Source organism: Micromonospora sp. WMMD736, from assembly GCF_049179015.1.
Taxonomy (GTDB): Bacteria; Actinomycetota; Actinomycetes; order Mycobacteriales; family Micromonosporaceae; genus Micromonospora.
In genome coordinates this window covers 6,485,435-6,506,068 of sequence record NZ_JBMHMI010000001.1, presented here as the reverse complement: position 1 = coordinate 6,506,068, position 20,634 = coordinate 6,485,435, and the positions used below count along the sequence as shown (strand labels likewise).

Genomic DNA, 20,634 nt, shown 5'->3' with positions numbered 1-20,634 from the left:
CTGAGTCATCAAGATGACTCAACGGCATCACGTTCACCGGGGGAAGGCACGCCGCCGCGAACAACGACGGGTGGCGGGGGATATTCGCCTCGGCCAGCAGTTGGGCGGGAACGAGGCGTACCAGCCGGGCCGCCAGCGGAGCCGCGGTGAGCCCGCCGATCAGGCGAGGCGCCGCGATCCCCGCCGCGCTAGATGACCGAGTGCGTCACGACCGCCTGGTAGTCGCCGACCACCAGCCCGTCCGGAAGCCGCACCAGAAGCGTCGGGTTCCAGGTGGCGGAGTTCGCGCCGCCGGTCTGGCCGGACCAGCCGGCGGCCGTACGCGGTGTGTCCAGTACGGCGCCGGGCTGCGGGAGGAACGTTCCGTCACCGGTGGTGGCGATAGCCGCTCCCGAGGCGTACGTGATGTTGCTGTTCGGAATGGTCTGGCCCGGCGTGCCGGACCCCGTGGTGAAGTTCGTTGTCGAGACGACGCTGACCCACCGTCCGGAGAAGGGGCCGCGATCGTCGGTCACGGTGACCGGGCCGAGTTGGCCGGACACGCCGGTCGCGGCCGAGGTGACGGTGCCGAGTGAGGAGATCGTCGGGACACTGATGGACAGGCCGCCGAGCGGACTGATGACCAGTTGGACGCCGCGGGTGTCGGACTGGTCGAACGAGTCGGTCACCCGGACGCTGAACGGGAATGTCCCGGACGCCGTCGGTGTGCCGGCGAGCAGGCCGGTGACCGGGTCGAGGCTCAGGCCGGGGGGCAGGGTTCCCGAGCTGACCGACCAGACGAAGGGGCTGGTGCCGCCGGCCACCGTGAGCTGGTACTGGTACTCGACGTACGCCTTGCCCGGCGGCGGGGGCGCGAAGGTCAGGGTCGGCGGCGGGTTGACCGTCACCGGCGCGGAGGGGGCCGACTGGGGGCCGGTGCCGGCCGCGTTGATCGCAGCCACCCGGAAGGTGTAGGTGGCGCCGCCGGTCAGCCCGGTGACGACCTGGGTCGTTGCGGTCCCACTGAAGGTCTGGGCGGTCTGCGCCACTCCGTTGAGGTAGGGCGTCACCGTGTAACCGGTGATCGGTGAACTCCCGTTGGCCGGGGTCGTCCAGCTCAGCCTGACGGCGGTCGTCCCCGCGCTGACCGAGGTGATCGTCGGAGCGCCCGGTAGGGTGTACGGGACCACCGCCGCCGAGGCGGGGCTTGCCGCGCCGGTACCGAACGCGTTCACCGCGGCCACCCGGAAGGCGTACGACGAGCCGGCGGTGAGCCCGGTGAGGGTGCGGGTGGTGGTGGAGGCATCGAACGTGAGCGTCGGTTGGGTGACGCCGTCCCGGATCGGCGTGACCAGGTAGCTGGTTATCGGACTGCCGTTACTCGCGGGCGCGGTCCAACTCACGGTGGCGCTGGTGACGCCGGCCACGGCGGTGGGCGCGGCCGGAGTACCCGGGGTGGACGCGTAGGTGTAGTTCGCCGAGCCCGCCGAACCCCGGGTGACCACGGTGACGGTGACCGTCGCCGAGCTGGACCGGGCTGGCATCGAGGAGATGCCGAGGGTGCCGTCGGGGTTCACGGTGAAGCAGCCGGCCGCCGGGCCGGAAGCGCAGGGCAGCAGTACCACCGACGTGCCGGCCTGCTGTTCGGCGGCCGTACCGATGGTGATGGCGGTGGCGCCGGTGAGGTTGCTGCCGCCGACGGTGACCGCGCCGCCCCCGGAGATGGAGCCCTGGGCGGGGGCGACCGTGATGCCGCTGGGCGCGATGGCGGGTACGACGGGCGTGGTGGAGGTGGACAGGCCGGGGTTCGCGTCGATCGACGACGACGTCGCCACGGTCGCGGTCTGGATCAGCGCGGGTGTCACGCCGCTGCCGGTGACGGTGGCGACGACCGTGATCGGTGGCAGCGAGGTGCCCCCGGCGAACGGGCCGTTGCTGTTGGTACAGGTGATGGTCTGGCCGGACGGAGCGCCGCAGACCCAACCGGTGCCGAACGCGCCGCGTGGCGTGACACCGGCGGGGACGGTCTGGGTGACCGAGATCGGCGCTGTCTCGGCGGTCCCGGCATCGACCCCCGCGGTGATGGAGTAGGTGACCGGGTCGCCGAGCTGCGGGGCGGCGCCGACCGAGCTGGTCTGCGACACGTTCAGGTCCGGCACCTGGTTGAAGGTCACCGCCCGAGCTTCGTCGACCTCGTGGAAGTCGGTGACCGAGCCGGTCGAGCCGACCCAGCCGAAGGCGAGTTGCCGGGGGTAGCCGTTGGCGTTCAGCCAGGTCGGTGACGGGTACAGGCTCGGTGACACGACCGGGAGCGCGCCCTCCAGGGTCCGCGCGGACCCGCCGACCGGGGTGAACCGGACCCGGTACTGACCGGCCGGCACGGTGATCCCGGTGTCGGTGGTGTACGGGGAGGCGGTGGTGTTGATGACGACCTCGACCGGCACCACGGACGCTGCCCGGGTGCTGGCCCGCAGCGCCAGGGCGGGGGCCGAGGTGCTGCCGGCGGTGCTGTTGATGGCGCAGTAGCCGACGCCGTTGCGGCCCGGACCCCGGACCACGACCTGCCCGGGGACGCGTCCCCCGGTGGTGGAGATGTACGGCGGGTTCGTGCAGCCGGTGCCCTGGTAGGTGCTGCTGCTGAAATTGCCGAAGACGTCCAGCCCGATGCCCAGGTAGCCGTTGGACAGGCCCGCCGACACGCCGTTGAACGCCGCCGAGTAGCCCAGCGAGCCTCCCGTCTGACCGAGGGTCGCCGGGGATCGCGGGTTGGCGGGGTCGACGGCGGCCAACGCGAAGGCGAGGCCGTCCGCGCCCGGGGTGGAGCCGCCGTACTGGTAGGTGTTGAAGGTGAGGTGCAGCCCCTGCGAGGTGGGCACACTGACCGCCCCGAACACCCCGCCCTGGCGGTTGATGGTGGCGGGGGTGAGGCGCAGCTTGCCCGCGCCCTGCGGGTCGGTGGAGGTGGTGCAGCTCAGCAGCGGGCCGGTGGTGGAGTTGCCGGCCGCGCTCAGGCACGCGGCGTTGGTGGCGAGGACGCCGGGCACGGCGGGCACCGCCACCGCGCCGAGGCCGTTCGCGGTGTTGTTGTGGAACGGCTGGTCGAACAGCACCGACCCGGCCGCCGACGCCGGTAGCGGTGTGAGCGCCAGCGACCCCACGGTCATGGCGACCACGACCACGGTGATCGTCGGACGACGCCACCTCCGAAACGTCATGTCCACTCCCAGCTGCCACTCCAGTCCCGAACCGGACTATATCCGGCAAAAGCGCCCGAAAGTCCAGCGTCTGGGAAAGCCGTGGAAGCGGAACGGCCCCCTCGGTAAGTCCGAGGGGGCCGGCCCGAAGGCAGGTGGATGATCAGCCCGCGATGTCGCGCGGGTCGCGGCTGCGCGGGTAGGTGTTCTTCTCGCCGATCGTGCCGTCCTGCTTCTTGATCACGTGCTCGACGCCGCGGTCGGCCGCCATCTCGCGGCCCTGCGCCTGCGCGTCGGCCTTGGTGTCGTGCGTGCTGCTGGCCCGGTCGTTGCCCTCCGGGCGGTTCTTCCACTGCCCGTTCTCCTGGTAGGTGTCGACATCGCCCTTGGTCATCGCCAGCTCCTCCCCTGCGTCTGCGCGGTCACCCTCTTCAGTGCCCCGAGCAGGGGCAGGCAAACCGGCGTCCTCAGGGGACGGCCGGGCAGTTGTTGCTCACCCGGCGGAGGATCTGCTCCCGATCGTCGGTCGTGATGCCCGACGGCGTGCCGTCGAAGTGGGTCTCCACCTTGTCCCACCCTCGGCGCTGCTCGTAGTGCAGGTGCGGCGCCCCCGAGTTGCCGGTGCTGCCGAGCCGACCGATCTGTTCACCCTGGGCGACCTTCTGACCCACCCGGACCAGCGGCGGTTCGAGCAAATGCAGGTACTGCGTCTCCCACTTGCCGCCGTGGTCGATCTTCACCCAGTAGCCACCACCGCGTCCGCGCGGACCCTCCGGGTTCTCCGGGGTACGCCCACCCAGCGAGCCGTTGATGCCGGCCACCGTGACCGTGCCGCCGTAGGAGGCGAGGACGGGACGCCCCCACGACTCGCCCCCGATGGGGAAGAAGTCGACGTCGTAGTCGTCGTGGCCGGGGTAGGTGCTGAGCTGCCAGGTCTCCCCGCAGGTGACGGGCATCTGGAAGAGGGGGCGTGGACCCGCCGGTCGCAGCATCGGTACGGCGACCACGGCGACGGCGGCGACGGCCGCCGCGGCGACAAGCGTGAGCAGGATGACGAGGATCCGTCGGCGGGGGCGGCGATGGGTGCGGGCTCTGGTGGGGCGGCCGGTCGTCACCGGTCCGAGCATGGCAGACGCGGGCGAGCCGCACCACCTTTGCGTTGCAGTTGCATCGTAAAGGCGCTACGGTCGACGCGATGCAGTCGTATTGCAACTGGGGGTCGGCGTGTACGTGCTCGCGTTGTCCGAGGTGACCGCCGACATGGGCGACCTGGTCGGCGGGAAGGCAGCCGGGCTGGGCGCGCTGATCCGGCACGGCGAACGCGTCCCCGACGGGTTCTGCGTCACCACCGAGGCCTACCGGCACGGCGTGGTGCCGGCGGCGGAGATAATCGAGGCGTACCAGCGGCTCGGGGGCGGACCGGTGGCGGTCCGCTCCAGCGCCACCGCCGAGGACCTGCCGGACGCCAGCTTCGCCGGGCAGCAGGACACCGTCCTGGGCGTCACCGGTACGGCCGAGCTGATCGCCGCCGTCGCGAAGTGCTGGGACTCGCTGCACAGCGACCGCGCGACCGCCTACCGCCACGCCCACGGCATCGACCAGCGCGGGGTGGCGATGGGTGTCGTCGTGCAACGCATGGTCACGCCCACGGTGGCCGGGGTGCTCTGCACCGCCAACCCACTGACCGGCCGCCGCGACGAGATGGTGGTCGACGCCGCGCCGGGACTCGGCACTGCCGTCGTGGACGGCGCGAGCGCCGTGGACCACTACGTCCTCGACGGCGTCGCGCGGGACGACACCGGGTGCCTGACGTCCGCGCACCTGGACCGGCTGCGGGCCGTCGGCGAACGGCTGGACCGGCACTTCGGCTACCCGCAGGACGTCGAGTGGGCAATCGACCCGGACGACGTGCTGTGGTTGCTGCAGTCGCGCCCGATCACCAGTCTGTTTCCCCTGCCGCCGGCCACCGGCAAGCCCCTCCCCCGCGTCTTCGTGGAGTTCGGGCACGTCCAGGGCATGCTGCGGCCGGTCACCCCGATGGGCATGGCGACCCTACGGGCGCAGGTCACCGCCATGCTCGCGGCGCTCGGTGTCCGGGTGGAGATCGTCGACATCGGTGGCCGCCTCTACGGCGACCTGACCGACCTGGCCCGGAGCAGGTCGTCGCGGCGACGACTGGTCAAGCTCATGGCCGTCGACTTCGGCCCCCGGGCGCAGGCGGTCATGCAGCACGTCCTGGCCGACCCACGGTTCGCCCCGACCAGCGCCGGGCGCGGCGCGGCCCGGCCGGCGGCGTCCCTGCGCACCGCCGGCCGGGCGGTGGTGGGCATCGTGCGCGCCCTGGCCCGCCCGGACGCGGCACGCCTACGGATGTTCGCGGCGATCGAGCAGCTGCGGGTCCGTTCGGTGGCCCCCGACGACCTGCGGACGACCGCCGACCGGCTGCGCTACGTCGAGGCACGCGACGACACCGACCACAGCGACGCCATCATGTGGCCGATCGTCGCCGGCATGCTCGCCGCCGCGCTGCCGGCCGCGCTGCTCAAGGGCATCGCCGGTCCGGACGAGATGCACGCCACGCTGGGCGGGATGCCGCACAACGTCACCATCGAGATGGACCTCGCGCTGTGGCGGCTCGCCCAGGACGTCGGTGCGCACCGACGACTGCTGCTCGACACCCCACCGGACGAGCTGGCCGCCCGCCACCTGCGCGGCGAACTGCCCGACATCGGTATGGGCGGCTTCCTCGACGCGTACGGCCACCGGGGCGTGGCCGAGGTCGACCTCGGGGTGCCGCGCTGGGCCGAGGACCCGACACCGGTCTTCGCCGCGCTCGCCAACTATCTCCGGGTCACCGACCCGGAGCAGGGCCCCGACCAGCGCTTCCACCGGGCCGCAGCGGCTGCGGAGACGGCGCTGACGGAGCTCACCGTGCGGGCTCGCCGACGACGGCCGGTGCGCGCGATGATCGCCGGGTTCCTGCTGCGCCGCGCCCGTTCGTTGGCCGGCCTGCGCGAGGCCGGCAAGTTCGCCGGGCTGTACCCGCTGCGGGAGACCCGCCGACAGTTGCTGCTGATCGGCGCAGACCTGGCCGACGCCGGGCTGCTGGACCAGCGCGACGACATCATGTTCCTGAACCTCGACGAGGTGCGGGCCTCCGTACACCAGGGTGTCGACCACCGCGACCTGGTCGCGTCCCGGCGCGCCGTGCACCGCCGCGAGCTGCGTCGCCGGTCGGTGCCGGTGGCGTTGCTGTCCGACGGCACCGACGTCGAGACCGTCCTGGCCCGGACATCCGGCGGCGACGGGACCCTCGTCGGCGTGGGGGCGTCCGCAGGCCGGGTCACCGGGCCGGCCCGGGTCGTGCACGATCCGGCCACCGCGTACGTCGAGCCCGGCGACGTCCTGGTCGCCGCGACCACGGACCCCGGTTGGACCCCGCTGTTCCTCACCGCCGCCGCCCTGGTCACCGAGACCGGCGCGATCATGGCGCACGGCCCCACGGTGGCACGGGAGTACGGCATTCCGGCCGTCATCTGCGTGCCGAACGCCACCCGCACGATCACCACGGGCCAGCTCGTCACCGTCGACGGCGGCGCGGGCGTCGTGACCGTCCACTGACCACCACCCCTAGCCGAGGACGAGGACGATGACCGAGACGAGGACGCCGACCAGGGCGACCGTGGGACCGCTGCTGCGCCGGGCCGCCGTGAGCGAGGCCGCGATGTGGCGCAGCCTCTACCTGTGGGCGCGTCGCCGTCCCCTGCCGCTCGAGCCGGGCGACGAACCGTTCGGCTACCTCGGCGTGGTCAAGCCGATCCTCGGGATCTTCATCGCCCTGTCGGCCGTCGAGATACCGATCTTCGACCTGATCGTCACCCACGTGGTCCCCTGGCAACCGGCCCGCTGGATCGTGCTCGGCCTCGGCATCTGGGGTCTGCTCTGGATGGTCGGCCTCTGGGCGAGCATGACCATCCACCCGCACGTCGTCGCCGACACCGGGCTGCGGGTACGCAACAGCTCCGGCATCGACATCTGGATCCCGTGGGCGGACGTCGCCGCGCTCCGCAAGCGCCACCGCTCCCTACCGTCGAGCAGGACCGTCCAGGCCGAGCAGGAGGGTGACCGCCAGATCCTGCACATCTCGGTCGGCAGCCAGACGAGCATCGACGTCGTGCTGCGTCGGCCGACGACCTTCGACCTGCCCCGGGGCCGGTCCGCGCCGACGCACGAGCTGCGACTGTACGCCGACGACCCCGACGGTCTGCTGCGCAGCGCCCGGGGCACGCCCGCCCCGGCGACCGACCGCCACGCGGCGGCTCCCGGCCACCCCCTGTGAAACGATCGAGGCCATGCCCAAGAAGGTCGATCACCAGCAGCGACGCACCCTCATCGCGGACGCGTTGATGCGGGTCGCCGCGGATCAGGGCCTGGAAGCCGTCAGCCTCCGCCACGTCGCCACCGAGGCGGGCGTGTCCGCCGGAATGGTCCAGCACTACTTCCGGACCAAGGACGAGATGATGGCGTTCGCGTTGAGCGTGGTCCGCGAACGCAGCCAGATCCGGGTCACCGAGGCGGTGGCGCGACTCGGCGCGGACCCCTCCCCCCGGCTGCTGCTGCGGACGATGATCGCCGCCCTGCTGCCGCTCGACGCGCACACCCGCGACGACGGTCGGGTGGCGCTCGCGTTCCTGGCCTATACGGCGGTGCGCCCGACGGCCGCGACCAGCCTGCGCGAGGGCACCGCGCAGCTCACCGCGTTCATCACCAGCGTCCTGCCGGCCGGGCGTGGCGAGGCCGACGCGCGGGGTCTGCTGGCGCTCATGGAGGGGTTGGGCGTCCACCTGCTCGGCGGCCAGTACACCGCCGAGCAGGCCCTCGCCGCCCTGGACGCCCACCTCGACCTGCTCTTCGGCTGAGCCGACGGGCCGTGACTCCCACGTCGAGTCACGGCCCGTCGTCGCCGACCCGCTCAGCCCATCCGGGCGGCGGCGCGCGCCTTGCGCTGGCGCAGTTCCTCGGCGGTCATCAGCCAGCTGGAGTTCGACGCCCCGAGCCCGAGGAGCACCTGGTCGAAGGCGTTGCCGTCGTTGTCGTCGGTGTAGCAGAGGCTCACCTCGCCCCAGGGGGACGAGGCGACGGCCAAATGCTCCTGCCGACCGGTCGTGGTCTGGCTCAACGCCTGCGCCGCCAGCCGACCCGTGGTGCTGCCGTCCGGGTTGAGGCCACGCGCCCAGACGTCCGGGTTGGCGCCGGACACCGTCCAGCCCACCACGACGTTGCCCTCGTCGTCGATGCCGACGCCGGGGGCGACCGCCCCGGTGCCGGTGGACACCTGCACCTCGTCGTGGCGGGCAGTGCCAGTGGCGGTGAACGAGCGCGCCCAGACGCCCATCGTGCCGGTGTGGTCCGACTCCCAGCCGACGGTGAAGTCACCGGAGTAGGTCGCCGCGACCGACGCCCGCCGCTGCTGGCCGCCGCTCTGCGCGTTGGCCGTACGCCGGGACAGCACCACCGCGCCGTTCGACCGGGCCAACCGGGTCAGCCCGATGTTGTACGAGCCGTTCGCGTCGGCGTCCTCGTCCCACACCACGAGCGCCTCCCCGGAGGCGGACACCGCCACGTCGGGGCGGTGGTGCGAGCCGGTCGTCTGCGAGGCCGTCACCTCGTACCCCTTGGTGGTGGGGCCGGTGAAGCCGGCGGCCTTGACGGTGGCCGGCGCGGTCCCCTGCACGTCCTCCCAGACGACGGTGAAGCCGACGGCGGCGCTGGTGGGCGCGCCGTCCGGGTCGACGGCCACCTTCGGCCAGATCTGCTGGCCGGCGTCGCTGGCGTTGGCCTGCCCGGAGCCGAGGATCGCGCCGGCCGGGGAGATCACCCGGTACTGGATGTTGTAGACCCCGTTGCCGTCACCGTCGGCGGCCCAGACCACCACGGCGTTGCCCCGGTCGTCGAGCCCCACGTCGGGACTGATGTGCCGCCACGCGGCCCCACTGGTGCCGCCGCCGGAGAGCTTCAGCTCGTAGCCGGGCGTGCCGTCGCGGAACAGGCGTACGTAGATCTCGCTGTGGGTGTCGTCCTCCGGGGCGGTGCTGTCCCGGTCGTCCTCCCAGGCGACCGCGACCTGACCGGCGCGGTTCATGGCGATGGCGGGCAGGTCCTGGTCGCCGGTGGCCACGCTGTTGGCGGTGGTCCAGGTGACCGCGTCGGCGGTCATGGCGGTCGGCGCGGGTGCCACGGCGGTCGGCAGCAGCAGGGACGCGGTGAGCAGTGTCGTGAGTGCGGTCATCGTGTGCTCCTTCTACCCGGCCTGCAGGCCGGGCTGGCCGTCGAGGATGACGAACGAGCGCACCGTCGACGCCGCCGCGCCGTGCTCGGTCACCGTGTTCACCGCACGGAAGTCCGCCCGGACCTGGCTGCGGCTGATCGTCGTACGGACGTAGCCGCGCCGGTCGGAGTAGAACTTCAGGTGCGGGTTGGTGGCCGCGTTCGGGATGGTGGTGCTGCCGGTCCCGTTGCCCGTCGACGTGATCGAGGTGCAGACCAGCTCGGTGCCGATCGTGGCGGACGACGGGTTGGCGTAGTCGGCCTTCAACTCGTTGGCCCACGACTTGTGCACGTCACCGGTGAGGACGAGCGGGTTGCGCACGCCGCGCTGCTGCCAGCCGGTCTGGATGCGGCTGCGCGACGCCCGGTAGCCGTCCCAGGCGTCCATGTTCGCCGCCCCGCTCGCCTCGAACTGGCGCGCGAAGAACACCTGCTGGCCGAGGATGTCCCAGGTGCCGTAGTGCTGGGCGAGCCCGTCGAGCAGCCACGCCTCCTGGGTCGCGCCGGTCAGCGAGCGGGAGGCCAGGTCGGCGTCCGCGCAGACCTTCCAGCCGTCACCGCACGCCTGGTCGTCGCGGAACTGCCGGGTGTCGAGCATGTGGAAGGTGGCGAGCTGCCCCCACCGGACCCGGCGGTAGAGCGGGATGCTGTTGCCGCTCGGCGCGGAGGCCGGGCGCAGCGGCATGTTCTCGTAGTACGCGCGGTACGCGGCGGTACGCCGGGCCGTCCACTGGGCGGCGGTCAGCGTCGGGCTGCTGTCGGCGCGGACCATGTTCGCGTAGTTGTTCTCCACCTCGTGGTCGTCCGGCACCACCAGCCAGGGTGCCGCCGCGTGCGCCGCCTGCAGGTCCGGGTCGGACTTGTAGAGGGCGTACCGGCGGCGGTAGTCGGCCAGCGACACGATCTCCGCGCCCACGTGCTGGCGTACCGCCGAGGTGTTGACGCCACCCTCGTAGATGTAGTCGCCCAGGTGCAGGATCAGCCCCGGGTTCTCCTCCGCCATCCGCCGGTACGCCGTGTAGTAGCCGGCCTCGTAGTGGGCGCAGGAGGCGAACGCCATGACCAGGTCGCGGCCGAACGTGCCGGCCGCCGGTGCGGTCCGGGTACGCCCGACCGGGGAGATCTGCCCCTGGGCCCGGAAACGGTAGTAGTAGTCGGAGTCGGCCGCCAGGCCACCCGCGACGACGTGCACCGAGTGGGCGTCGGCGTACCGGGCGACCACCGAGCCCGACGCGACCAGCGACGAGAAGCGGTCCGTGGTGGACACCTGCCACTCGACCGTCACGTCGGCGTCGGCCATGCCGCCCTGCCCGTCGGAGTTGAGCGGTGCCGGTGCCAGCCGGGTCCACAGGACCACGCTGTCGGCGGCCGGATCACCCGACGCCACACCGAGTTTGAAGGGGTACGGCGCGGCGGCGCGGGCACTCTGCCCGGCGGTCACCGTGGCACCGGCGGCGGCGAGTCCACCGAGGACGAATATGCGACGACTGAGCCTTGTCATGGTCAATACCTTCGAGGCCGTCGATGAACGGCGAAGGCTGTGGCGCGGAAGCCGACATGACGGGACGTTGGCCGCGTCAAGGCCGTCAGGTGTCGCGCCGGGCGGCCGGGTCGTCAGGTCAGTGGCGACGGCGACTCGGCGTTGGGGATCAGCAGTTTCGGCGTACCGGAGCCGTCGGCGGGGACGCCGAAGACGTCCGGCCGGCCGTCGCTCTGGCGCAGCGTGTAGGCGAGCGTCGCGTCGTCGAGCCAGGCCGCCTGGTCGTCCACGCTGGCGGTCTCCGCCGTCGCGGTGATCCGCCCCGAGGCCAGGTCGAGGACCGACAGCCGCCAGCCCTTGCGGGGGTCGGCGTCGATCGCCTGCTTGAAGGCGATCCGGGTGCCGTCGGGCGACAGCGAGGGGCACTCGACGTTCTCCCGTAGCGTCGCCACGGTCCGGGCGGCCAGGTCGCCGCGTACCAGGTAGCGCTTTCCGCCGGTCGACATGGTCGCGTAGAACCGGTTGTCGTCGGCGGTGAAGGTGACGCCCCAGTAGTTGACGTCCGGGCTGCGGTAGGCACGGCCGTCCCGCGTGACGGCGAAGCCCTCCAGCGACGGGACGGTCGCCCCGGTGACCGTGTCGAGGATGCCGGTGCGGGTGGAGAAGCCGCTCGCCGTGTAGGAGTCGCCCCCGACGAACGTCGTCCAGGAGACCATCCGGCCCGACGCCGACACCCGGGCCCGGTTGGGCAGGCCCGGCACGCTCAGCGTCCGCTTCTGGTTAAGCGCCGCGTCGAGCACCACCACCTGGTACGACCACGCGGTATCCGGCTTCAGGCAGACACCGGTGCCGGCCGCCGCGTACACCCGCAGGCATTCCAGACCCGAGACGGTACGCGGCCCGGCGGGGTCGGCGGTGGCGACGCTGGAGACGTACCGGTCGGTGACGGCCAGCAGGCGCGGACCCGGCGTCAGCGTGACCGCCCGGTCCCCGGCGGCGGCCGGCGGCGGGGTCGGGGGCGGCTCGGCGGCGATGGCCGCGTAGCCCACCGCCCCGCCGGCCAACAGCACCGCCGAGGCGGCCACCACGCCGAGCTTCGCCCGGGTCGACATCGCGGTCACGAGGACACCTTCCGAGGGATCAGACGGGACGGGGAAGCCAGCAGGAGCACGGTGACCACCAGGACACCGGCGACGGCGACGGCCGCCGCCCGGACCGCCGTCTGCGGCCCCCAGGCCTGCCAGGCGAGACCGAACAGGATCGAGGAGACGAGGTACGCCAGCGCCTGCCCGGTCTGCACCAGCGCGATCCCGGTGGTGCGCAGCCGCGGTGGCAGCACCGGCCCGGCGAGCGCGATGAGCACGCCGTCGGTGGCCGCGTAGAACGCGCCGTAGAGCGTCAGCGTGAGCACGAGCGCCGGCCAGCCGTGCAACGGGCCGGACAACAGCAGGTAGGTCGCGCCGAGGGCGACGTAGCCGCCCACCACCACCGGCAGCCGCCCGATCCGGTCGGCGAGGACACCGAGCGGGGCGGCGAGCAGCAGGTACGCGAGGCTGGTGCCCACCGCCAGCAGGGGGAACCACCGCAGACCCAGGTCCTCGCGGCGTTGCAGCACCAGGTAGACGAAACCGTCGCCGATGGTGGCCAGGCCGAGCATCGTCGCGGCCAGCAGCAGCCGACGGGCCGGACGGCTGCGCAGCAGGCCCCACGCCTCGCCGACGGAGACCCGGGGCTCGTCCGGTGCGTCATCCGACCTACCGTCCGGGCGCTCCCGGACGAACAGCACGAGCACGACGACCGCCAGGGCGGCGACGCAGAAGCTGGTGACGAAGACCGCGTCGTACGACTGCCCGACGGCCAGCAGGACGGCGAACGCGGCGAGCGGCCCGAGGAACGCGCCGACGCTGTCCATGGCCCGGTGCACCCCGAACGCCCGACCCAGCGCCTCGGGCGGGGTGGAGAGCGTGATGAGCGCGTCCCGGGGCGCACTGCGCACGCCCTTGCCGAGCCGGTCGACGGCGATGACCGCGCCGATGGCGGGGACCGACCGGCCGGCGAGCAGCAGGCCGAGCTTGGCGACCGCCGAGAGCGCGTAACCGACACCGGCGACGAGTTTGCGCCGCCGGAACCGGTCGGCGACGAAGCCGCCGACGACCCGCAGCAGCGCGGTCGCACCGGTGTGGACGCCGTCGAGCACACCGAAGGCCACCGGGCTGAGTTGCAGGCCCAGCACCAGGTAGAGCGGCAGGACGGCGGCCACCATCTCGGCCGAGACATCGGTGATCAGGCTGACCGCGCCGAGCGCGACCACGTTGCCGCTGACCAGGGCGAGCCGGCGGCGGCGCGGCCCGGGTGGGTCGGTGACCGGGCGGGAGACGGTCGACAGGTACACGCGCATCTCCTGGACATCGGTGGGCGACGGTCAGCCATCGTGACGATCCGTCCCGGCGGGCCACAAGACGGTGCCGGCGGCGGGCGGGCATGCGGCGGGTGAACATCACGCAAACATCGAGATGTTTCGCTGTCTGAGCGTACTGTTCACCTGGCGGCAGTGCGCCGGTTCATCGACCTTTCTACGTTCCTTGCGCTCTCCACCCGCAACGAAGGGGTCCTGGATGGACATTCGAATCGCCCGCCCACCGGTCACGGTCGGCACGGTCGCGGTGCTCGTCGCCGCCACCGCCGCCGTCGTCCTGACCGGCTCGGGCACCGCCTCCGCGGCGAGCGTGACGTTCACGCCGGTCGCCGACACCTACGTCCAGAGCGACACGGCAGCCACCAACTACGGCACGTCCACGCAGGTCGTGGTCGACAACTCGCCCGCCCGGCGCATGTTCCTGCGCTTCACGGTGAGCGGGGTCAGCGGCACGGTCACCAGCGCCAAGCTGCGGCTGCGCACGATCAGCGGCAACAGCGGCAGCGACGCCGGTGGCACGTTCCGGAGGATGTCCAGCACCACCTGGTCGGAGACCGGCACCACCTGGAACAACCAGCCGGCCATCGACGGCGCCACCCTGGGGACGCTCGGCGCGGTCGCCGGCAACACCTGGTACGAGGTCGACGTCACCTCGGCGGTCACCGGCAACGGCACGTACAGCTTCGGCGCCACCTCGACCAGCGGCGACGGCGCGTACTACGACACCCGCGAGAGCGGAGCCGACGCGCCGCAACTGGTCGTCACGACCGGGACCACGACGCCACCCTCCGGCGACCCGATCCTCGTCGGGGCCGGCGACATCGCCACCTCCGGCTCCGGCGACACGGCCACCGCCGCGCTGCTCGACACCATCTCCGGCACGGTCTTCACCACCGGCGACAACGTCTACGACAGCGGCACGGCGGCGCAGTTCGCCAGCTACTACGAGCCCACCTGGGGCCGGCACAAGAGCCGTACCCGTCCGTCGCCGGGCAACCACGACTACAACACGTCGGGCGCCACCGGCTACTACAACTACTTCGGTACGACCGCCGGCCCGAGCGGCCGGGGCTACTACTCCTACGACCTCGGCAACTGGCACGTCGTGTCGCTGAACTCGAACGTCAGCATGTCGGCCGGCTCCGCCCAGGAGCAGTGGCTGCGCGCCGACCTCGCGGCCAGCACCAAGCCGTGCACGATCGCGTACTGGCACCACCCGCTCTTCACGTCCAGCTCCGACCATGCGCCGTCCACGTCGACGCGCCCGCTGTACCAGGCGCTCTACGACTACAACGCCGACGTCGTGGTGTGGGGCCACAACCACGTGTACGAGCGGTTCGGCCCGATGAACCCGTCCGGGAGCTACGACGCCAGCCGGGGACTGCGCAGCTTCGTCGCCGGCATGGGCGGCGCGGACCACTACGGCTTCGGCACCATCCAGCCCAACAGCGAGGCGCGCAACAGCTCGGCGTGGGGAGTCCTGAAGTTCACCCTGCACGCCGGCAGCTACGACTGGCAGTTCGTGCCGGTCGCCGGCCAGACCTACTCCGACAGCGGCACCGGCAACTGCCACTGACGCTCTGATCCCGCTGCACCAGGGGGTGGTGCAGCGGGATCCCGGCGTGGCCCGGCGGGCGGGAATTACCTGACGCGCTCGCTGTCGAGCTGCCCCAGATGTGGGGCACAGCACGGGGGCCGGCTGGTGGGTCTCATGCCGGGACCGTCCAGGCATCCGATCGCGGCGCGGACGGACGCGCGGCCCATATCTGGGGCAGCTCGACAGCAACCCACCACACATGGGGCGACCCACCCCGACAAGGCCGACAAACAGCGGGCCATCCACCCGCACCACTCGCCAACGACGTGTGCCCCCGCCCGTTGATCGGGCAGGGGCACACGTGCGTGTCGTCCAGGGCGTCAGCGGGTGCCGGCCGCCCGGCGCTTGTTGTAGACGTCGAACGCGACGGCGACGAGCAGGACGAGCCCCTTCACCACCGACTGCGTCGACTGGTCGACGCCCATGAGCTGCATGCCGTTGCTCATCACCGCCATGATCAGACCACCGACCATCGCGCCGACCACGGTGCCCACGCCGCCGGTGACCGCCGCGCCGCCGATGAAGGCCGCCGCGATCGCGTCCAGCTCGAACATGTTGCCGGCCGCGGGCTGCGCGCCGTTGGACCGCGACGAGTAGATGACACCCGCCACGGCCGCGAGGAAGCCCATGTTGACGAACATCCAGAAGTTGACCGTGCGCACCTTCACGCCCGACAGCGCCGCCGCCGAGAGGTTGCCGCCGATCGCGTAGACCTGACGGCCGAAGACCGTCCGCCGGGTGAGCAGACCATAGACCAGCACCAGCACCGCCAGGATGATCAGCACGATCGGCAGGCCCCGGGCGTGCGCCAGCTGCCAGGCGAAGTACATGATCACCGCGCCCACGACGACGACCCGGGCCACGAACAGCGGGAACGACTCGACCGGCTGCTGGTAGCGGATGCGCGCCAGTCGGGTGCGGAAGCCGCTCACCGCGTACCCGGCCACGGCGATCGCGCCGATCAACAGCGTGAAGGCGTCGAAGCCGTTACCGCCGAGCAGGCCGTTGAGGAAGCCCGCCGCCACCTTCTGGTACTCGGCCGGGAACGGCGACAGCGAGATGTTGTCGAGCACCCGCAGGGTGAGACCACGGAACAGCAGCATGCCGGCCAGGGTCACGATGAACGCCGGGATGCCGGCGTACGCGACCCAGAAGCCGTGCCACGCGCCGACCGCGATGCCGACGGCCAGCGCCGCGAGAACACCCAGCCACCACGGGTGGCCCTGCTGGATCACGAGGACTGCGGACACCGCCCCGGTCAGCGCGACCACCGACCCCACCGACAGGTCGATGTGCCCGCCGATGATCAGGATGACCATGCCGATCGCGAGGACCAGGATGTACGAGTACTGCAGGACGATGTTGGTGATGTTGCCGGGGCTCAGTGACACGCCGTCGGTCAGGACCGCGAAGAGCGCCACGATGATGACCAGGGCGACGTAGATCCCGCTCTGCCGGAGGTTGTTCAGCACCAGGGCCCGCAGGTCGCTCGTCCCCGTGTGCAGAGCGGCGGCCGGCGCGGTGTCCGACGGTGTCGGGCGCTCCGTCGAAGGGGTTTTGATGCTGGTCATCCGACGAGCTCCTTGTCCTTTGTCATCAGCTCCATAAGGCTTTCCTGGGTCGCCTCGCTCACCGGCTTCTCACCGGTGATCCGGCCCGCGGCGAGGGTGTAGATGCGGTCACACATTCCGAGCAGCTCCGGCAGCTCGCTGGAGATGACGATCACCGCCTTGCCGGCGGCCACCAGCCGGTTGATGATCGTGTAGATCTCGAACTTGGCCCCGACGTCGATCCCGCGCGTCGGCTCGTCCAGGATCAGCACGTCCGGGTCGGTGAAGAGCCACTTCGACAGCACGACCTTCTGCTGGTTGCCGCCGGAGAGCTTGCCGACCACCGCCATCACGCTGGTGGTCTTGATGTTCATGTCCCGCCGGCTCGACTCGGCGACCTTGATCTCCTCGTTGCCGTTCACCCAGCCGTACCGGGCCAGCCGGTCCAGGGCGGCCGCGGAGACGTTGCGCCGGACGTCGTCGATGAGGTTGAGGCCGTACCGCTTGCGGTCCTCGGTGACGTACGCGATGCCGTTGTCGATGGCCTCCGCCACCGTACGGGCGTTGACCTCCCGACCGTGCATGAAGAGCTTGCCCTTGATGTCGCGGCCGTAGGAGCGGCCGAAGACGCTCATCGCCAGCTCGGTCCGGCCGGCGCCCATCAGCCCCGCGATGCCGACCACCTCACCGGCGCGCACCGACAGGTTGACGTCCTCGACGACCATCCGCTCCTGGGTCGGGTGCCGCACCGACCAGTCCTCGATCCGCAGCACCTCCTCGCCGGGCGACGATTCGCGGTCGGGGTAGAAGCTCTCGATGTCGCGGCCGACCATGCCCCGGATGATGCGCTGCTGACTGACGTCGTCGGCGCGCATGTCCAGGGTCTCCACCGTACGACCGTCGCGGATGACGGTGGTCGAGTCGGCGATCGCGGTGATCTCGTTGAGCTTGTGCGAGATCATGATGCAGGTGATGCCCCGCTCCTTGAGCTGTCGGAGCAGGCCGAGCAGGTGCGCCGAGTCGACGTCGTTGAGGGCGGCCGTCGGCTCGTCCAGGATGAGCAGGCGCACCTTCTTGGACAGCGCCTTGGCGATCTCCACGAGTTGCTGTTTGCCGACGCCGAGCTGGATGACCGGGGTCACGGGGTTCTCGTGCAGCCCGACGGACGCCAGCAGCTCCGCCGCCTCGGCGTTCGCCCGGTTCCAGTCGATCAGGCCGGTACGGCCCCGCCGCTCGTTGCCCAGGAAGAGGTTCTCGGCGATCGACAGGTAGGGCACCAGGGCGAGCTCCTGGTGGATGATGACGATGCCGTTGGCCTCGCTGTCCCGGATGCCCCGGAACTGCATCGGCTTGCCGTCGAAGAGGATCTCGCCGTCGTACGAGCCGGATGGGTGGACGCCGGAGAGCACCTTCATGAGGGTGGACTTGCCGGCGCCGTTCTCGCCGCAGATGGCGTGGATCTCTCCCCGGCGTACCGCGAGGTTGACGTCCTCCAGCGCGGTCACTCCGGGGAAGGTCTTCGTGATACGACGCATCTCGAGGATGGTGTCGTCCATGGTCACTGTCCTCTGTCAGTCTGGACGTTGCTCGATCACGGCGTCGGGCTCGGCGGTCGCCCGCCGAGCCCGACGAGGTGACCTACTTCTTGGCCTGACCGGCGGCGACCTCTTCCGCCGTCCAGTAGCCGGAGTCGATCAGCGTCGCCTTGATGTCGTCCTTGTAGACGGTCGCGATCGGCAGCAGGTACGACGGGACGACCTTGACGCCGTTGTTGTACGTCTCGGAGTCGTTGGCCTGCGGGGTCTTGTCCTGCAGGAACGCCTCGGCGGCGTTCGCGGCCTGGTCGGCCAGCAGGCGGGTGTCCTTGAAGACGGTCGAGTTCTGCACACCGTCGTTGATCAGCTTGATCGAGGCGATCTCGGCGTCCTGGCCGGTCACCACGGGCAGCTTCTTGTTGCCGGTAGCGCTGTAGCCCGCGTTCTGCAGGGCGGTGATGATGCCCCGGGAGATGCCGTCGTACGGCGAGAGGACCCCGTTGACGACCGAGCCGTCGTTGTAGCTGGAGGTGAGCAGGTCCTCCATGCGCTTCTGCGCGGTCTCCTGCTGCCAACGCAGGGTGGCCACCTGCTCCTTGGTGGTCTGCTTCGACTTCACCTTCAGCGTGCCCGCGTCGATGAACGGCTTGAGGGTGTCCATCGCGCCGCCGAAGAAGTACTGCGTGTTGTTGTCGTCCAGCGAGCCGGCGAACAGCTCGATGTTGAACGGACCCTTGGCCGTGCCCTTCGAGCCGTCCTTGTTCTGCAGGCCGAGCCCGACCAGGAGCGCGGTGGCCTGCGCCACGCCGACCTTGTAGTTGTCGAAGCTGACGTAGAAGTCGACGTTCTTGCTGCCGCGGATGAGCCGGTCGTACGAGATGACCGGGATCTTCGCGTCGGCCGCGGCCTGCAGCTGACCGCTGAGCGCGGTGCCGTCGATGGCCGCGATGATCAGGACGTCCGCGCCCTGGGTGATCATCTGGTCGACCTGCTGCGACTGGGTCGGGATGTCGTCGCCCGCGTACTGCAGGTCGACCTTGTAACCCTTGGACTCCAGCTTCGACTTCACCGCGTTGCCGTCGGCGATCCACCGCTCCGAGGTCTGCGTCGGCATCGCGACGCCGATCGTCAGGTCCCCCGGCTTCTTGTCGCTGGTGTTGTCGCCGCTGCCGGCGCCTCCACCACTGCACGCCGCCAAGCTCAACGCCAACGCCGCGCTACCGAGAGCAACCAGGAATTTCCTGCTCACGGGCGTCTCCTCTCCCGATTTCCCCCCGCCGACCGCCGGGGCCACCTGTCATCTTTCGGGTAGTGTTAGCGCTCACATAGGGCACGTCAACACTTGATCCGAAATACCGGTGTCACGGTCTCGTAACGGAGACTTCCCCACTCGCACGATCTCGCGCAACCCCTCCCGGCAGTTGATCGGCCGCCGCAGGTCATGAGGCCTCGACACGTGCTCAGCGGCGCGGCGGAGCGACACTGTCACGGGCGACAAGTGTCGGCGCGATGGTCTGGCGCAGGGCTCCGCCGCCATTGCCGTTGCCCGACTCGATCTGGGTCAGCAACATCTGCAGACTCGCCCGCGCCACCGCGTCGAAGTCCGGCCGGACGGTGGTCAGCGGCGGGATGAAGTACGCCGCTTCCGGCACGTCGTCGAAACCCACGACGCTGATCTCGGCGGGCACCTTGCGCCCGAACTCGTGCAGCGCCCGCAGCACGCCCAGGGCGAGGTGGTCGTTGGCCGTGAAGATGGCGGTCACCTCCGGCATCCGGGCGAGCATCTGCCCGCACCGGTAGCCCGATGCCGCCGACCAGTCCCCGTGCATGAGGGGCGGTGGCTCCACCCCCGCGGCGAGCAGCGCCGCACGCCAGCCCTCGATGCGACCGGCGCTGTCGAACCAGTCGGACGGCCCCGACACGTGCCACACCGTGCGGTGCCCGGCGTCGAGGAGATGCTGGGTCACCGCCCGCGCGCCCGCCACCTGGTCGACCGTCACCAACGGCACCGGGCGGTGCGGATCGCCGTCGACGGTCACCAGTGGAACGTCCTTGGGTAGCCGCTCCAACGCTTCGCCGGCCGACTCCACCGGTGCGATGACCACGATGCCGGCGACCCGGTGCGCCAGGTGCCGCTCGACCGCGGCCGAGATGGAACGGTGGTCCAGGTCGCGCACGCTGCCGACGCTGACGGCGAAGCCCTCCGCCGCGGCGGTCTGCTCCAGGGCGGCCAGCAGCGACGCCGGACCGTAGAGGGTCGTGTTCTGTGCCACCACACCGATGACCTGGGACCGGCCGGTCACCAGGGCGCGCGCCGCGCCGTTCGGGCGGTAGCCGAGCTCGGCGATCGCCGCCCGCACCCGTAACCGGGTCTGCTCACGCACGTTGGGGTGCCCGTTGAGCACCCGCGACACCGTCTGATGGGAGACACCGGCCAGACGAGCGACATCTGTCATCGCGGGACCGTGGACGGCCATTTCACTCCCCCCGCCTCAACCCGACCCGCGGCCCGTCGACGTTGACTGGAGCGGCCCGGCCCGATCCCCCTCGCTCAGC

General features: G+C 71.2%; 15 protein-coding genes. 4 read left to right on the top strand and 11 right to left on the bottom strand.

The window, feature by feature from the left end; genetic code table 11:
• Positions 1 to 188 precede the first annotated feature (188 nt).
• From ACN269_RS29570 to ACN269_RS29560, 3 genes are all read right to left on the bottom strand, one after another.
• Positions 189 to 3,194 (bottom strand): fibronectin type III domain-containing protein, encoded by a 3,006-nt coding sequence (locus ACN269_RS29570; RefSeq protein WP_421475516.1) that lies wholly within the window; start codon positions 3,192 to 3,194, stop codon positions 189 to 191.
• A gap of 142 nt (positions 3,195 to 3,336) precedes the next feature.
• Positions 3,337 to 3,567: a DUF2188 domain-containing protein gene (locus ACN269_RS29565; RefSeq protein WP_421475515.1), complete on the bottom strand. Its 231-nt coding sequence runs from the start codon at positions 3,565 to 3,567 to the stop codon at positions 3,337 to 3,339.
• 73 nt (positions 3,568 to 3,640) lie between these two features.
• The gene (locus ACN269_RS29560; RefSeq protein ID WP_421475514.1) at positions 3,641 to 4,300 is read right to left on the bottom strand and encodes a M23 family metallopeptidase; all 660 of its coding nucleotides are present in this window, start codon (positions 4,298 to 4,300) and stop codon (positions 3,641 to 3,643) included.
• A gap of 79 nt (positions 4,301 to 4,379) precedes the next feature.
• Between ACN269_RS29560 and ACN269_RS29555 the strand changes: the two genes are divergently transcribed.
• Genes ACN269_RS29555 through ACN269_RS29545 form a run of 3 tightly spaced genes read left to right on the top strand, consistent with a single transcriptional unit; the run spans position 4,380 to position 8,092 of the window.
• Positions 4,380 to 6,794, top strand: coding sequence for a PEP/pyruvate-binding domain-containing protein (locus ACN269_RS29555; RefSeq protein ID WP_421475513.1), 2,415 nt, complete (start codon positions 4,380 to 4,382; stop codon positions 6,792 to 6,794).
• 28 nt (positions 6,795 to 6,822) lie between these two features.
• Positions 6,823 to 7,512: a hypothetical protein gene (locus tag ACN269_RS29550; RefSeq protein WP_421475512.1), complete on the top strand. Its 690-nt coding sequence runs from the start codon at positions 6,823 to 6,825 to the stop codon at positions 7,510 to 7,512.
• 13 nt (positions 7,513 to 7,525) lie between these two features.
• Positions 7,526 to 8,092: a TetR/AcrR family transcriptional regulator gene (locus tag ACN269_RS29545; RefSeq protein ID WP_421475511.1), complete on the top strand. Its 567-nt coding sequence runs from the start codon at positions 7,526 to 7,528 to the stop codon at positions 8,090 to 8,092.
• 53 nt (positions 8,093 to 8,145) lie between these two features.
• Here ACN269_RS29545 and ACN269_RS29540 read toward each other — a convergent pair whose 3' ends face one another.
• The 4 genes from ACN269_RS29540 to ACN269_RS29525 all read right to left on the bottom strand — a co-directional run bounded on the left by ACN269_RS29540 (position 8,146) and on the right by ACN269_RS29525 (position 13,372).
• A complete protein-coding gene (locus ACN269_RS29540; RefSeq protein ID WP_421475510.1) occupies positions 8,146 to 9,462 on the bottom strand; it encodes a hypothetical protein in 1,317 nt (438 codons plus the stop codon).
• A 12-nt stretch (positions 9,463 to 9,474) separates the two neighbouring features.
• Entirely contained in the window at positions 9,475 to 11,001 is a 1,527-nt protein-coding gene (locus tag ACN269_RS29535) for an alkaline phosphatase D family protein (RefSeq protein ID WP_421475509.1), read from the bottom strand.
• Between the two features lie 113 nt (positions 11,002 to 11,114).
• Positions 11,115 to 12,092 (bottom strand): hypothetical protein, encoded by a 978-nt coding sequence (locus ACN269_RS29530; RefSeq protein WP_421476635.1) that lies wholly within the window; start codon positions 12,090 to 12,092, stop codon positions 11,115 to 11,117.
• Positions 12,093 to 12,097: 5 nt separating this feature from the next.
• Positions 12,098 to 13,372: an MFS transporter gene (locus ACN269_RS29525; protein ID WP_421475508.1), complete on the bottom strand. Its 1,275-nt coding sequence runs from the start codon at positions 13,370 to 13,372 to the stop codon at positions 12,098 to 12,100.
• Positions 13,373 to 13,595: 223 nt separating this feature from the next.
• Here ACN269_RS29525 and ACN269_RS29520 point away from each other — a divergent pair, with 223 nt between their 5' ends.
• Positions 13,596 to 14,972 (top strand): DUF7594 domain-containing protein, encoded by a 1,377-nt coding sequence (locus ACN269_RS29520; protein ID WP_421475507.1) that lies wholly within the window; start codon positions 13,596 to 13,598, stop codon positions 14,970 to 14,972.
• A gap of 341 nt (positions 14,973 to 15,313) precedes the next feature.
• On the opposite strand, the gene mmsB is transcribed toward ACN269_RS29520, so the two are convergent.
• From mmsB to ACN269_RS29500, 4 genes are all read right to left on the bottom strand, one after another.
• Complete coding sequence (gene mmsB, locus ACN269_RS29515; protein ID WP_421475506.1) at positions 15,314 to 16,564, bottom strand: multiple monosaccharide ABC transporter permease; 1,251 nt, start codon at positions 16,562 to 16,564, stop codon at positions 15,314 to 15,316.
• On the bottom strand, positions 16,561 to 18,099 hold the full coding sequence (gene mmsA / locus ACN269_RS29510) for a multiple monosaccharide ABC transporter ATP-binding protein (protein ID WP_421475505.1): 1,539 nt from the start codon (positions 18,097 to 18,099) through the stop codon (positions 16,561 to 16,563). The genes mmsB and mmsA overlap by 4 nt, the downstream gene beginning before the upstream one ends.
• A gap of 82 nt (positions 18,100 to 18,181) precedes the next feature.
• Positions 18,182 to 19,327: a multiple monosaccharide ABC transporter substrate-binding protein gene (gene chvE / locus ACN269_RS29505; protein WP_421475504.1), complete on the bottom strand. Its 1,146-nt coding sequence runs from the start codon at positions 19,325 to 19,327 to the stop codon at positions 18,182 to 18,184.
• Positions 19,328 to 19,538: 211 nt separating this feature from the next.
• Positions 19,539 to 20,534: a LacI family DNA-binding transcriptional regulator gene (locus ACN269_RS29500; RefSeq protein ID WP_396802060.1), complete on the bottom strand. Its 996-nt coding sequence runs from the start codon at positions 20,532 to 20,534 to the stop codon at positions 19,539 to 19,541.
• Positions 20,535 to 20,634 lie beyond the last annotated feature (100 nt).